14 protein-coding genes are annotated in these 12,805 nt (G+C 68.6%); 10 read left to right on the plus strand and 4 right to left on the minus strand.

The window, feature by feature from the left end; translation table 11 throughout:
- Nucleotides 1-30 precede the first annotated feature (30 nt).
- From twy1 to ribB, 3 genes are all read left to right on the plus strand, one after another.
- Nucleotides 31-1,038 (plus strand): 4-demethylwyosine synthase TYW1, encoded by a 1,008-nt coding sequence (gene twy1 / locus GWG54_RS03085; protein ID WP_167936378.1) that lies wholly within the window; start codon nt 31-33, stop codon nt 1,036-1,038.
- A gap of 187 nt (nt 1,039-1,225) precedes the next feature.
- Entirely contained in the window at nt 1,226-1,933 is a 708-nt protein-coding gene (locus GWG54_RS03090) for a DUF120 domain-containing protein (protein ID WP_049893043.1), read from the plus strand.
- Nucleotides 1,930-2,622 carry a 3,4-dihydroxy-2-butanone-4-phosphate synthase gene (gene ribB, locus GWG54_RS03095; RefSeq protein WP_167936379.1) on the plus strand — a complete coding sequence of 231 codons (693 nt, stop codon included), beginning with the start codon at nt 1,930-1,932 and terminating at the stop codon, nt 2,620-2,622. Before GWG54_RS03090 ends, ribB begins: the two co-directional genes overlap by 4 nt.
- Before the next feature lie 8 nt (nt 2,623-2,630).
- Here the strand turns inward: ribB and GWG54_RS03100 are convergent, their stop codons facing one another.
- A complete protein-coding gene (locus GWG54_RS03100) occupies nt 2,631-2,981 on the minus strand; it encodes a hypothetical protein (RefSeq protein ID WP_167936380.1) in 351 nt (116 codons plus the stop codon).
- Nucleotides 2,982-3,183: 202 nt separating this feature from the next.
- On the opposite strand from GWG54_RS03100, the gene GWG54_RS03105 reads away from it, so the two are divergent.
- The 4 genes from GWG54_RS03105 to GWG54_RS03120 all read left to right on the plus strand — a co-directional run bounded on the left by GWG54_RS03105 (nt 3,184) and on the right by GWG54_RS03120 (nt 8,005).
- Nucleotides 3,184-3,711: a helix-turn-helix domain-containing protein gene (locus GWG54_RS03105; RefSeq protein ID WP_167936381.1), complete on the plus strand. Its 528-nt coding sequence runs from the start codon at nt 3,184-3,186 to the stop codon at nt 3,709-3,711.
- 139 nt (nt 3,712-3,850) lie between these two features.
- Nucleotides 3,851-5,071, plus strand: coding sequence for a hypothetical protein (locus GWG54_RS03110; protein WP_167936382.1), 1,221 nt, complete (start codon nt 3,851-3,853; stop codon nt 5,069-5,071).
- On the plus strand, nt 5,068-6,984 hold the full coding sequence (locus GWG54_RS03115) for a FixH family protein (protein ID WP_167936383.1): 1,917 nt from the start codon (nt 5,068-5,070) through the stop codon (nt 6,982-6,984). Before GWG54_RS03110 ends, GWG54_RS03115 begins: the two co-directional genes overlap by 4 nt.
- Nucleotides 6,985-7,075: 91 nt before the next feature.
- The gene (locus tag GWG54_RS03120; RefSeq protein ID WP_167936384.1) at nt 7,076-8,005 is read left to right on the plus strand and encodes a branched-chain amino acid transaminase; all 930 of its coding nucleotides are present in this window, start codon (nt 7,076-7,078) and stop codon (nt 8,003-8,005) included.
- A 51-nt stretch (nt 8,006-8,056) separates the two neighbouring features.
- Here the strand turns inward: GWG54_RS03120 and GWG54_RS03125 are convergent, their stop codons facing one another.
- From GWG54_RS03125 to GWG54_RS03135, 3 genes are all read right to left on the minus strand, one after another.
- Nucleotides 8,057-8,497 carry a hypothetical protein gene (locus GWG54_RS03125; protein WP_167936385.1) on the minus strand — a complete coding sequence of 147 codons (441 nt, stop codon included), beginning with the start codon at nt 8,495-8,497 and terminating at the stop codon, nt 8,057-8,059.
- Between the two features lie 83 nt (nt 8,498-8,580).
- Entirely contained in the window at nt 8,581-9,294 is a 714-nt protein-coding gene (locus tag GWG54_RS03130) for a DUF502 domain-containing protein (RefSeq protein WP_167936386.1), read from the minus strand.
- Nucleotides 9,295-9,333: 39 nt separating this feature from the next.
- Nucleotides 9,334-10,170, minus strand: a complete 837-nt coding sequence (locus GWG54_RS03135; RefSeq protein WP_167936387.1) for a proline dehydrogenase family protein — start codon at nt 10,168-10,170, stop codon at nt 9,334-9,336.
- Nucleotides 10,171-10,298: 128 nt separating this feature from the next.
- Between GWG54_RS03135 and GWG54_RS03140 the strand changes: the two genes are divergently transcribed.
- The 3 genes from GWG54_RS03140 (at nt 10,299) to GWG54_RS03150 (ending at nt 12,790) form a co-directional block, all read left to right on the plus strand.
- A complete protein-coding gene (locus GWG54_RS03140; RefSeq protein ID WP_167936388.1) occupies nt 10,299-10,844 on the plus strand; it encodes a CDP-2,3-bis-(O-geranylgeranyl)-sn-glycerol synthase in 546 nt (181 codons plus the stop codon).
- Nucleotides 10,845-11,006: 162 nt separating this feature from the next.
- The gene (locus GWG54_RS03145) at nt 11,007-12,389 is read left to right on the plus strand and encodes an aspartate aminotransferase family protein (RefSeq protein ID WP_167936389.1); all 1,383 of its coding nucleotides are present in this window, start codon (nt 11,007-11,009) and stop codon (nt 12,387-12,389) included.
- An 11-nt stretch (nt 12,390-12,400) separates the two neighbouring features.
- On the plus strand, nt 12,401-12,790 hold the full coding sequence (locus GWG54_RS03150; protein ID WP_167936390.1) for a Rid family detoxifying hydrolase: 390 nt from the start codon (nt 12,401-12,403) through the stop codon (nt 12,788-12,790).
- Nucleotides 12,791-12,805: the final 15 nt, after the last annotated feature.

Raw genomic sequence — 12,805 nt, forward strand, 5'->3', positions numbered from 1 at the left:
TTTGCCCGCGCCGCGTAAATGGAGGCCAACATGAGCGACTCCGCGGATCCCGGATCGAGCGCCGACGGGGACGACGCCCCCGCCCAGGTCTCGAGCCCGGACTACCACAGCGAGAACCACACCGCGGCCCAGACCTGCGGCTGGACGGCCAACGCCCTGCGCGGCGAGGGCTGTTGCTACAAGAAGGTCTACTACGGAATCGAGTCCCACCGCTGCATCCAGATGACACCGGTGGTCAAGTGCAACGAGCGCTGCGTCTTCTGCTGGCGGGACCACCGGGGCCACGCCTACGAACTGGGCGACGTCGAGTGGGACGATCCCGAGGCGGTCGTCGACGCCTCGATCCGCCTGCAGAAGAAGCTGCTGTCCGGATTCGGCGGGAACGACGAGGTCCCCCGCGAGGTCTTCGAGGAGGCGATGGAACCGCGCCACGTCGCCATCTCGCTGGACGGCGAGCCGACGCTGTACCCCTACCTCCCGGAGCTCATCGAGGCCTTTCACGACCGCGATATCACCACCTTCCTCGTCTCGAACGGCACCCGTCCCGAGGTCCTCAGGGACTGTGATCCGACCCAGCTGTACGTCAGCGTCGACGCCCCCGAACGACACACCTTCGATCGGGTCGTCAAGGCCGTCGAGGACGACGCCTGGGACCGCCTGCTCGAGACGATGCACGTCCTCAGCGAGAAAGAGGAGACGCGGACGGTCCTGCGGACGACGCTGGTCGACGGCGAGAACATGCACCACCCCGACTGGTACGCCGGCTTCTACCAGCAGGCCGACCCCGACTTCGTCGAGCTGAAGGCGTACATGCACGTCGGCCACTCCCAGGGACGGCTCGACCGCTCGTCGATGCCCGACCACGAGGAGGTCGTCGCGTTCGCCGAGCGCGTCGGGGAGTACATGCCCGAGTTCACCGAGGTAAAGGGGGTTCCGTCCTCCCGGGTCGCCCTGCTCTCGAAGACGACCGACACCTGGGTGCCGAAACTCGAGAAGGACAGCGAGTTCTGGGAGCGGGACCCGATGACCGGCGACTGACCCGAGCGCCGGCCCGTACGGTCGACCCGTCGACGCGCCCAGTCCCGAAGGCGTTCGCCGGAGGTCTTTTACCCGCGTCGGGCGGACGTTCAGTGCGAGGCGAATAAACTACCGCCAACTGCATAACGGTTCCGTTACGCATTCCACATCCGATACGCTTTTGGGTGATCCGACGAAACGTCCAGCTATGTCAGTGTCAGCGGAGTCTTCGGTCGGCCACGACGAGCTCGCCGTTCTCAAGCTGCTCGCCCTCGAGGGCGGGCTCGAGGGGGACGTCAAGATCTCCTGTTCCCGCCTCGCGGATCGGCTCGACGCGTCGAACCAGACCGCCTCGCGGCGACTCCAGCGCCTCGAAGCGGCCGACCTGCTCGAGCGCGACACCGTCAGCGACGGCCAGTGGGTCGCGGTGACCGACGCGGGCGAGCGGGCCCTCCACGCCGAGTACGAGGACTACCGCCGGATCTTCGAAACCGACGCCGAGGTCGCCCTCGAGGGAACCGTCACCAGCGGGATGGGCGAGGGTCGCCACTACATCTCGCTGCCGGGGTACGAGCGCCAGTTCGCCGAGCGACTCGGCTACGAGCCGTTCCCGGGGACGCTGAACGTCGACCTCCGCGAGGACAGCGTCCGCCGCCGGAGCGCGCTGGCCTCGCTCGAGCCCGTGCCGATCGACGGCTGGGAGGACGACGACCGAACGTACGGCCCAGCGGTCTGTCACCCGGCGACCGTCGAGACCGCGGACGGCGACGCCTACGAGGGAGCACACATCATCGCCCCCGAACGAACCCACCACGACGAGGACCAGCTCGAGGTCATCGCCCCCGACAAGCTCCGCGAGGAGCTCGACCTCGCGGACGGAGACCGCGTGACGGTCACCGTGGGTGATCGCCGATGACCGGCGGCCGCGCCAGCGCGAACGCCGGGGCGGACGGACGTTCGCCGGCGACGTTCGAGCGCGCCCTCGAGTCGCTGCGGGCCGGCGAGCCGGTGCTGGTCCACGACGCGGCCGACCGCGAGGGCGAGACCGACCTCATCTACCACGCCGACGCCGTCACGCCCGAGGCCGTCGCGCACCTGCGCAACGACGCGGGCGGGCTGGTCTGTGTCGCGCTTGGCCACGGCGTCGCGGAGGCGTTCGACCTTCCCTTCTACGCCGAGGCGGTCGACCACCCCGCGGCGGCCGACCACGAGCTGGGGTACGACGAGCGCTCGTCGTTCTCGCTGACGGTCAACCACCGCGACACCTACACGGGCATCACCGACGCCGACCGCTCGCGGACGATCCAAGCGCTGGGCGAGGCCGCCGCCGACCCCGCCACGACGGAGTTCGCGTCCGAGTTCCGGGTGCCCGGCCACGTCCACCTGCTGAAGGCGGCCCCGGAGCTGCTCGACCAGCGGGAGGGACACACCGAACTCGGGCTCGCCCTCGCCGACGCCGCCGACCTCCCGCCCGCGGTTGTCGTCTGCGAGATGCTGGACGAACGAACCGGCGAGGCGCTCGTCCCGGCCGACGCCCGCGGATATGCCGACCGCCACGACTACGTCTACCTCGAGGGTCGGGACGTGCTCGAGCGGCTGGATTGAACCGTTCGTCAGTCGCCGTCGCTTCCCAGCGAGCGCCGCTGGGATCCCGGACCGCTCCGGTAGACCGCGTACAACACGAGAACGGCGATCGAGAAGTCGAACCCGTGCTCGACGAGGTGGTGGACCGTCATGGGCACGAGTCCGAAGACGGTGCCCAGCCCGACGATCGACCGGATCACGAGCAACCCGAGTACGGCGGTGATCAGCAGGTATCGCCTCGATCGTCGACGGGAGTAGGCGACGACCCCGAAACAGAACAGCACCGTCGTCCCGATCGCTGCCAGCACGATGACGACGAGCAGTATCGGGGTCAGCTGGGGATCGACCCAGCCGCCGCCGACCGGGATCGGGAACTGCATCTTCGGTGTCGTACGTCGGCCGGGGCAGTACTATGTCCTTCGGTCGCGGATACGGGGTGTCCGTCGATCGGGGTCGACCGTTCCACACTCGTCCGGAGACGGCGGTCGGCCCGTTCTCGCGGATCGGGAACGATCGGAACCGGTTATCAGTGCGGATCCGCTAGCGGTCGACACCGACCGCCCGCCGACGGAGCCGATGCCAATGACAGACACGAGACGACAGATCGAAGCCCACGTCCGCGCGAACGCCGGCATTCACTTCAACGAGCTCGTCCGGGAGTCGTCGTTCGCGCCGGGGCAGATCCAGTACCACGTTCGTCGATCGATCGACGACGGCGAGCTCGTTCGCGGCGAGTTCTACGGCCGAACGCACTACTACACACCCGAGTACGACGAACGCGAGCGGGCGGTGCTGGCGCTGTTCCGGCGCGAAACCGCCCGCGAGATCGTCGTCTACCTGATCGAGCACGAGCCGACGGGACCGAGCGCGGTCGCCGACGCGCTCGGGATCGCCCGGAGCACCCTCGAGTACCACCTCGAGCGCCTGGTCGAACGGACGGTCGTCGAGAAGGAGTACGACGAGCGCAACCGCGTCGTCCTCCGGCTCGCGAACCGCGAGCGGACCGCCGAGTTGCTGTCGGCGATCGAGCCGACGGTTCCGGACCGACTGCTCGATCGGTTCACCCGCCTCGTCGACGGCCTGCTCGAGAACCCGTGCGGCTCGGAGTAGCTATCGCCCCGATCGCGCGCCGCGGCTCGTTCGACGGGCGACGCGCCCGGCCCGCACTCCCGCGCGTTTTCGAGAATCGAACCACGATTTCGGCAACTGGACCAGAAGACAAAGGAGTTAATCCAGCGGACTGGCGTTCATGGACCGATCGATCGGACGGCGGGATTTCGGACGGGTACTGGGAAGCGGTATGGTCGTCGGAGTCGCCGGCTGTCTCGGTGACGACGGTGACGGAGACGGGGGCGACGACCACGACCACGACCACGATCACAACGGCGGGAACGGCGAGAGCGGGAGCGGCGAGGGAGGCGAGGGAAGCGCCGGACTCGCCTACGCGTTCGGCTCGGAGACGATCGCGCTCGTCGATCCCGCCGAGGGCGCGGTCGTCGACGAGATCACCGAGGGCGTCGACGGCTACGCCTACGGCGACGCCGTCGTGACGAGCAACGGGAGCCAACTGTTCGTCATCGAGGAGACGATCGGCCAGGTGCTTGCGATCGACCTCGAGGCCCGCGAGATCGCCGCCGAGATCGCGATGGGGCCCGACGGGACTCACATGTACCACCCCGTGGACGACGAGATGTGGGCCCACTCGGACGCGGAGGGGACGTTCTACGTGATCGACACCGAGAACCATGAGGTCGTCGAGACCGTCGACGCCGGGCTCGAGGGCGAGGGCCACGGCAAGCTCCTCTCCCACGAGGACTTCGGCGACGTCGGCTACGGAACGAACGTCAACGATCCGGCGCTCCACGTGATCGACCTGACCGAGTACGAGCGGACGGACTCGATCGAACTCGGCGAGGAGGGCGGCACTCACTACAAGGCCTACGGTCCGCAAAACGGGCTCGCGTACGTCGAGTACGGCGACGTGACCGCCGTGGTCGACGTCGAGACGAACGAGGTCGTCGACGAACTCGACGTCGCCGGCGGGATGTACCTCACGCCCGACGAGGAACTCCTCGGGATCGTCGGCGAGGACGAGATCCGCTTCTTCGACGCCACGAGCGAGGACGCCGATGAGGTCGGTTCCGTCGCGGTCGAGGGCGGCCCGGACGCCCTCGAGTACTACGAGGGCGACGACGGCGTCTACGGGTTCACTGCGAACACGATGAACTCGGACGCGGCCGTCGTCGACGTCGACGCGATGGAGGTCGTCGATCGGATCGGCGTCGGCGACATCGAGCGCCCCGAGGACGCACAGCACCTCCACCGCTCGGCCGTCTCCGGGGACGGGTACTTCTTCACCCCGGCGGGCGCCGACGGCACCGTCGCGGTGATCGACATGGAGGCGCGGGAGTTGATCGAGCACGTCCCCGTCGAGGACGGGATCGACACCGTCCAGTACGTCCCCGAATGAGCCCGCCGGGATCGCTCGGACGGGGCCGCGGCCGCTCGACGCGAGCGCGGGCGCTCCTCGCGCTCGCCCTCGCGGCGCTCGCGTTCGCGAGCGTCGCGATGCCGGTCGCGGCCCACGCCTACCTGAGTGATTCGGCCCCGGCGAACGGCGAGCGAGTCGAGACCGCTCCCGATGCGGTGACCCTCTCCTTTTCCGGCGACGGCGTGCAGGTTGCCGACGTCGCGGTGATCGGGCCCGACGGCGAGGACGTCAGCGCCGAGGCCGAGATCGACACCGACGCCGCCCGGACTGTCCGCGTCCCGATCGAGGACGCGGCCGACGGCGACGCCGCCGAGGGGATGTACACCGTCGAGTGGGAGATCCTCGCCGACGACGGACACGCGGTTACCGGCTCGTTCGTCTTCAGCGTCGGCGACGAGCCGCTCGACCGGGACGCCGTGCTCGAGGCCTACGAGGGGGACGGGGCCGCGGACGAATCCGCCGCACCCGGCGAAACCGTCGCGAAGGGGGTGTTGCTGGTCGCGCTCGTCGCGCTCGTCGGCGGTCCGGTGACGGCGGCTCTCGCGGTCTACCCGGCCGCGGATCACTCCGGCTCGTTCGCGCGATCGATCGATCGTCGGCTCGCGCGACTGTTCGCCGGGACCGGCGTCGTCCTGTTCGGATCGGTCCTCGGACTCGGGCTCGCTCGATCGACGTCGATTGGGCCGCTCTCGCCGGCGACGCTCGTCGAGTTTACCGGCACGCCGCTCGGTCGGGCCTGGCTGGCCCAGCTCGCCCTCGCGCTCGCCCTGCTCGTCGCTCTCGCACTCGGCGTTACGGGCGCGCTCTCCCGGCGGCTCCGGCTCGGATCGACGCTGGTCGGCGCGCTCGGAGTCGGCGCGACCGCGAGCTGGACCAGCCACTCGGCGACGGCGATCGATCGGCTCCAGGGGACGGCCGTCGACTTCGCGCACGTCGCCGGCGCAGGGTTGTGGCTCGGCGGGCTGATCGTTCTCGCGCTCGCAGTTCCGGCGGCCCTTCGCGATTCGGAGCCGACGGACCGCGCGACGATCGCCGCCGAAACCGTTCGGCGGTACTCCCTGCTCGCGCTCTCCGGCGTGACCCTCGCGGGCGCGACCGGTCTCGCGCTCGCCGCGTGGCACGTCCCCGACCTCGAGGCCCTCCGGGCGAGCCTCTACGGCGGCTCCCTCTCAGCGAAGACGCTGCTGGTCCTGCTGGCGCTCGGCCTGGGCGGGATCACTCGGTTCGTCCTCCTCCGGCGACTCGAGTCCGCGGAACCGACGGCGCTGTTCGTCCGCGCCGTTCGGCTCGAGGTCGCCGTCCTCGTCCTCGCCGTCTTGCTCTCCGGCGTGCTCACCTCGGTTCCGACGGCCGCGGTCGTCGACGAGGGCGACGGCCTCGAAACCGCGACGATCGAACGCGAGGGCGACGTCGACGTCGAACTGACGGCCGTTCCGGCCGGCGACGGCGACTCCGATCGGCTGCTGGTCCGAGGCGGCGACCCGGTCGTGTTCGAGGTCGCCTTCCGGAACGCCGACGGGGAGTCGCTCGAGTCCGAGCGAACGGTCCGCCTGCTCGCGGACGCCGAGGCGGGGACCACCTTCGAGGTCGATCTCGAGGAGACCGAAGACGGCACCTACACGACCGTCCGGACCCTGCCCGCGGAGGGGGACTGGCGTCTGCGCATTACCGGCGAACCGGACGGAGAGTACGCCAGCGAGTGGTTCGACGCCAGCGTCGTCGCCGAGGGAGACGGCCGCGATCACGACGCGCACGGCGACGACCAGGACGCGGCGCCGGAGAGCGATTCCGCGTTCGCGACCCTGCTCCAGTTCGGCGCGGTCGCCGTCGCGGTCGTCGGCTCCGTCGCCGTCGCGATCGAGGCGGTTCGGTTCCGCGACCGCGACCCGTAACGACGCGTCGGCGTTCGCGATCCCGCTTCGGCACGTTCGCGCGGACCGCCAATCGCGAACGTTCATTACGCCGGGCTTCGTCCCCCCGTCTATGGGATTCGACGAGATGGACGTCGACACGATCTGGATGGACGGCGAGTTCGTGGACTGGGACGACGCGCAGATCCACGTGCTCACCCACGGTCTGCACTACGGGACGGGCATCTTCGAGGGGGCGCGCTGTTACGACACCGAGGAAGGGCCCGCGATCTTCCGCTGGGACGCCCACCTCGAGCGGCTCTACCAGTCGGCCAAACCCTACGAGATGGAGATCGGCTACGACCGCGAGGAGCTGACCGAGGCGACCCTCGAGCTCGTCCGGAGCCAGGAGCTGGCCTCCTGTTACATCCGCCCCGTCGCCTTCTATGGCTACGACAGCCTCGGGGTGAGTCCCGGCGACTGTCCGACGCGGATCGCGATCGCCGCCTGGCCGTGGGGCACCTACCTCGGCGAGGACGCCCTCGAGAACGGGATCGAGGTGATGGTCTCCTCGTGGCGGAAACACGCCTCGAGCCAGATCCCGACGAACGCCAAGACCACGGGGCTGTACGTCAACAGTATGCTCGCGGGCGAGGAGGCCCGCCGCAACGGCTACGCCGAGGCGATCGTGCTCAACAAGGAGGGCGACGTTGCAGAGGGGCCCGGCGAGAACATCTTCCTCGTGCGCGACGGCGAGATCTACACGCCCGGGCTCTCGGAGTCGATCCTCGACGGCATCACCCGCAAGACCGTGATCACGCTCGCGGAGGATCTGGGTTACACCGTCCACGACAGCGCCTCGATCTCGCGGGGCGAACTCAACACCGCCGACGAACTCTTCTTTACGGGCTCGGCGGCGGAGGTCACGCCCATCCGGAAGGTCGACAACGTCGTCATCGGCGACGGCTCGCGGGGTCCGGTGACCGAGGAGCTCCAGTCGAAGTTCTTCGAGGTCGTCGAACGGCGCACCGACGAGTACGACGACTGGTTCACGTACGTCTAGGGAGCGTCGAGTCGGACGCTCGAATCGTCCGAACGAGGGGATTCGCGGCCGTCAGCGCCTGCTCGTCGTCACTTCCAGGCGCAGCCCGTCGCCGTCCTCAGGGACGTACGACGCGGGATCGACGGGCTCGCCGTCGACCAGCGCCCGCAACTCGGTGGTGGCGTCGGCCTCGTCGTAGGTTACCCCGTCGTGCTCGAGGACGTGGTTGCCCTCGATCGTCTCGAACCGGAACTGAGGCAGCAGGTCAATCCCCTCGGCGATCGTCACCGGTTCCTCGCCTTCCATGTACCAGTTCTCGTCGCCGTCGTGGAGGTGAAACCGAACCGAGTGGTTCTCGGCGTTCTCGGCCTGGTACCGGTCCGCCGAGAGATCGATCGGGTCGCCGTCGATGACGATCTCGATGTCGCCGCTCGCGTTGACCCCGTCGTCCGAGAGACACCCGGCGAGGAACGGAACGCTCGAAACCCCCGCGAGAACCGTTCGTCGTTGCATACTCGTTCGAAGGCGGGGTCCGATCAAAAGGGCCCGGTTTCGGCGTCGACGGCGCGGGCAGCGCCTCGGTGAGCGAGCCCCGATCAGTCCTCGAGGCGCGGTTCGGAGTCAGTCTCCCCGCCGTCGGCGGTCGCCTCGTCGACGACGTCGATCGGAATTCCGGACTCCATGTCGCGGCTCCGATTCGAGTCGCCGAAGCCGGCGCTCAGCACGCGCGTGAGCGCATCCTCGACGTCCTCGTCGAGTTCAGTGATCCGCTCGGATTCGACCTCGACGACGAACCCCGTCGTGATGTTCGGCGACGTCGGCAAGAAGAGCACCTCGCGACCGTCCTCGGTCACCTTTCCGGTCTTGAACGCGGTCATCCGGAGTCCCTGCCAGGTCTCGATCTTGACGGGTTTCTGCAGGGAGTCCTGCTCGCCGAAGGCGGTCTCGGCGGCCATCTTCGAGGCGTTGTAAACGACCCGGATCACGGGAACCCGGTTGGCGACGTTGTCGAGGAGCCGTTCGACCAGTCCGCCGACGGTCGTTCGCATGAGGTAACCGACCGAGAACGTGAGGATGATCAGCACCGCCAGCGCGACGATTACCCTGAGGAACTGGGCGAGTTCCTCGCGGGTCTGCTGGGCCTGTGCCCCGTCGTCGGGGATCAGCGGGCGGAGGACGGCCTCGTCGAGGATCAGCTCCGGCGTCAGTCCCGCGATAAACCCGTAGAGCCAGTAGCTGACGTACAGCGTCACGAGGATGGGGCCGAGAACGATCAGCCCGCTCGCGAAGTCCCGCTTCCACGAAGCCATTGTGCGTTCACTCTCACCGGAGCTAATGAGCCCTTTCCTTTATCGGCCGAGGACGGCTCGCAGCGCGAACCGGAGGTTCTCCTTGCGCTCCATCGCGCGGCGGTAGAAGTACGACTTCCAGCGGGCGCCGTAGGGGACGTACTGGTAGACCTCGTACTCCTCGGCGAGCTCGAACTGGGCGTCGTTCCGGACGCCCATCAGCATCTGGATCTCGAAGTCGGTGCCGTGTTCCCCGTGGAGTTCGATCGCGCGCTCGATCATCGCCGGGTCGTGGCTGCCGACCGCGATGCCGTCCTCGAACTGTTCGAAGGCGAACTCGAGCAACGCCTCGTACTCGCGGTTGACGGCCGCCCCGTCGGTGTAGGCAATCTCGGGAGGTTCGTCGTAGGCGCCCTTGACGAACCGAACCTTCCCGGGAACGTCGGCGAGCCGTTCGACGTCCCCGCGGGTCCGTTTCAGGTTCGCCTGGACGCAGACGCCGACTCCTCCCCCGTGTTCTCGTGCGAGGTCCTCGTAGGCGTCGAGGGTCGCGTCGGTCGTCGTGTGATCCTCCATGTCGATCCAGACGAAGACGCCGCGGTCGGCCGCCGTCTCGACGATCTCCTCGAGGTTCTCCCGAAAGACGCGCTCGCCGAGGTCGAGGCCGATCTGGGTGGGTTTGACCGAGATCGTCGCCTCGAGGTCCGACCGCGCGATATCCTCGACGAGCTCGCGGTACTCGCGGGCGTCGGCGTCGACGTCCTCGCGGTCGTCGTAGTGTTCGCCCAGCAGGTTCACGATCGCCTTCACGTCCCGGCCGTTCAGCTGGCGAACGTGCTCGAGGGCCCCGGCGGGTCCCTCCCCGGCGACGAATCGGCTCGCGACTGGCGGTATCATACTCGAGTGATACGACGCCGTTCACAAGGAAGTAGCGCTCGCTCTCCTCGCGGGAAACCGACGCGCCGGAACCGCCGGGACGCTGCGGAACCGCCTCGATTAAGACACGCGGGTTCGTTCCGCCGCACATGGCAGTACTCGAGACGATCGTCGTCGCCTTCTGGGCGATGTTGCCGGCCTACGTTCCCAACAACGCCGCGGTGCTCGCCGGCGGCGGTCGCCCGATCGACGGCGGACGGACCTGGGGCGACAAGCGCGTGCTCGGGGACGGAAAGACCTGGCGTGGAACCGCCGCGGGGATCCTCGCCGGCGTAGCGCTGGCCGGCGTCCTGAACCTCCTCGCCGACCCCGTGCGCGCGGCGACCGGGATCGACGTACCGTCGTTCGTCCCGCTCGCGGCGTTCGGGCTCACCGCGGGGGCGATGCTCGGCGACATCGGGGCCTCCTTCCTCAAGCGCCGGACCGGTCGCCGGCGCGGCGCGATGTTTCCCGGACTCGACCAGCTCGACTTCGTCGTCGTCTCCCTTCCCCTGACGGCGCTGCTGGCGACCGAGTGGTTCTTCGAGGTGTTCACGTGGGGCGTGGTCGCCGTCGTCGTCGTGCTCACGCCCGTGTTGCACGTCACGACGAACGTGATCGCCTACAAGCTCGGACTCAAGGACGAACCCTGGTGATCGTCGGGCTCGGACGCTCGCTTCCTCGTCGAACGCGAGAGACGGGTTCTCGACGCCTTCGTCGTCCACGTCGCTCGACCACCCTGCTGAATCGATTTCTGTGTACGACCTCTATAGTTACTGTGGACAAATTATTTATCACTGTTCCTCCTGGCCCTACGTATGACGAGCAGTCCACCGATCGACGAACTCCACTACGACGAGGCACCGAACGTCGACACCGTCCCCGGCCCGCGCTCGCGCGAGCTACTCGAGAAACAACGCGAGATCGACAGCAGCGCGGTCGCCTACCCCGAGGACATCCCGGTCGCGTTCGAGGAGGGCTCGGGCGCGACGGTCCGGGACGTCGACGGCAACACCTACATCGACATGTTCGCCGGCATCGGCGTGCTCAACGTCGGTCACGCGAACCCCTACGTGCTCGAGGCCGTCCACGAGCAGGCCGACAAGCTGGTCCACACGGTCGACTTCCCGACCGAGGCCCGCCTCGAGCTGATCGAGAAACTCGACGAGATCGCACCCTCGGGGCTAGCGGGCAACCAAAAGGTCGTCTTCGGCGGCCCGACCGGGAGCGACGCTATCGAGGCCTCGATCAAGCTCTCGAAGTACAACACCGGCGGCGACGGCCTGATCGCCTTCCGCGGCGCGTACCACGGCGCGACGACCGGCGCGATGAGCGTCACCTCGAACAAGAGCTTCAAGGAACACTACACGCCGCTGCTGCCCGACGTCGTCCACGCGCCGTACCCGAACCCGTTCGAGCAGGGCAAGCAGCCCCAGGAGGCCGTCGACCACGCCCTCGAGGAGGTCCAGGCGATCCTCGAGGATCCCTACGGCGGGCTCGCGAACCCCGCGGGGATCATCGTCGAACCGATCCAGGGCGAGGGCGGCGTCATTACCCCGCCGGAAGGGTTCCTGCAGGGGCTGCGCGACCTCGCCGACGACAACGACGTCACGCTCGTCTTCGACGAGATCCAGAGCGGCTTCGGCCGCACTGGCGAGTGGTGGGCCAGCGACTGGGCCGACGTCACGCCGGACGTCATGACCTCGGCGAAGGCGCTGGGCGGCGTCGGCTTCCCGCTGTCGGCGACGATGTACCACGAGGACCTCGACACGTGGGGGTCGGGCGACCACGCCGGTACCTACCGCGGCCACGTCGTCGCGATGCGGGCCGGCACCCGCGCCATCGAGTACGTCCAGGACCACGACCTGCTGGCTCACGGCCGGGAGCTCGGGACCTACATCCGCGACCGACTCCGGGAGGTCGCCGATGGGAACGACCGCCTCGGCGACGTCCGCGGCCAGGGGCTGTTCATCGGCGCCGAGTTCGTCGATAGCGACGGCGCGCCCGACAGCGACCTCGTCGACGCGATCCAGCAGTACTGCTTCGAACACGGCGTGCTCGTCTGGACGGCCGGACGACACGGCAACGTCCTCCGGCTGCTGCCGCCGCTCGTGCTCACCCAGGAGCTCGCAGAGACGGCGCTCGACGTTATCGCCGACGCGATCGAGCACGCGACGGCCGAGACCAAACAGACGGCCTGACGACCCGAACGATGTCCGACACCGAACCCATCACGACCGACGACGCACCGAGCAACGACAACCCCTACTCCCAGGGCGTCCGCGCCGGGGACACGCTTCACGTCTCGGGCTACGGCCCCGTCGATCCCGAGACGGGCGAGGCCGTCGACGGCGACATTGGGGCCCAGACCGACCGCGTACTCGAGAACGTCGCCGCGGTCGTCGACGAGGCCGGCGGCGACGGTCTCGCGGACGTCGTGAAGGTGACCGTCTACCTCACCGATCTCGAGGACTACGAGCTGGTCAACGAGGCCTACGGGGAGAAGTTCGGCGAGGAGCCGCCCGCCAGGGTCTGCGTCGAAGTCTCGCGGCTGCCCGAGGACGTCCGGGTCGAGATGGACGCGACCGCCTACCTCGGCTAGGCGCGACGAGACTCG

Source organism: Natronococcus sp. JC468 (assembly GCF_012163165.1).
GTDB lineage: Archaea > Halobacteriota > Halobacteria > Halobacteriales > Natrialbaceae > Natronococcus > Natronococcus jeotgali.

Coding starts and splice junctions, on each gene's coding strand:
- GWG54_RS03105 (WP_167936381.1), top strand. CDS start 3,184: ATGACAGACACGAGACGACAGATCGAAGCCCACGTCCGCGCGAACGCC.
- GWG54_RS03145 (WP_167936389.1), top strand. CDS start 11,007: ATGACGAGCAGTCCACCGATCGACGAACTCCACTACGACGAGGCACCG.
- GWG54_RS03130 (WP_167936386.1), bottom strand. CDS start 9,294: ATGGCTTCGTGGAAGCGGGACTTCGCGAGCGGGCTGATCGTTCTCGGC.
- GWG54_RS03115 (WP_167936383.1), top strand. CDS start 5,068: ATGAGCCCGCCGGGATCGCTCGGACGGGGCCGCGGCCGCTCGACGCGA.
- GWG54_RS03120 (WP_167936384.1), top strand. CDS start 7,076: ATGGGATTCGACGAGATGGACGTCGACACGATCTGGATGGACGGCGAG.
- GWG54_RS03110 (WP_167936382.1), top strand. CDS start 3,851: ATGGACCGATCGATCGGACGGCGGGATTTCGGACGGGTACTGGGAAGC.
- GWG54_RS03090 (WP_049893043.1), top strand. CDS start 1,226: ATGTCAGTGTCAGCGGAGTCTTCGGTCGGCCACGACGAGCTCGCCGTT.
- GWG54_RS03100 (WP_167936380.1), bottom strand. CDS start 2,981: ATGCAGTTCCCGATCCCGGTCGGCGGCGGCTGGGTCGATCCCCAGCTG.
- GWG54_RS03150 (WP_167936390.1), top strand. CDS start 12,401: ATGTCCGACACCGAACCCATCACGACCGACGACGCACCGAGCAACGAC.
- twy1 (WP_167936378.1), top strand. CDS start 31: ATGAGCGACTCCGCGGATCCCGGATCGAGCGCCGACGGGGACGACGCC.
- GWG54_RS03140 (WP_167936388.1), top strand. CDS start 10,299: ATGGCAGTACTCGAGACGATCGTCGTCGCCTTCTGGGCGATGTTGCCG.
- GWG54_RS03125 (WP_167936385.1), bottom strand. CDS start 8,497: ATGCAACGACGAACGGTTCTCGCGGGGGTTTCGAGCGTTCCGTTCCTC.
- ribB (WP_167936379.1), top strand. CDS start 1,930: ATGACCGGCGGCCGCGCCAGCGCGAACGCCGGGGCGGACGGACGTTCG.
- GWG54_RS03135 (WP_167936387.1), bottom strand. CDS start 10,170: ATGATACCGCCAGTCGCGAGCCGATTCGTCGCCGGGGAGGGACCCGCC.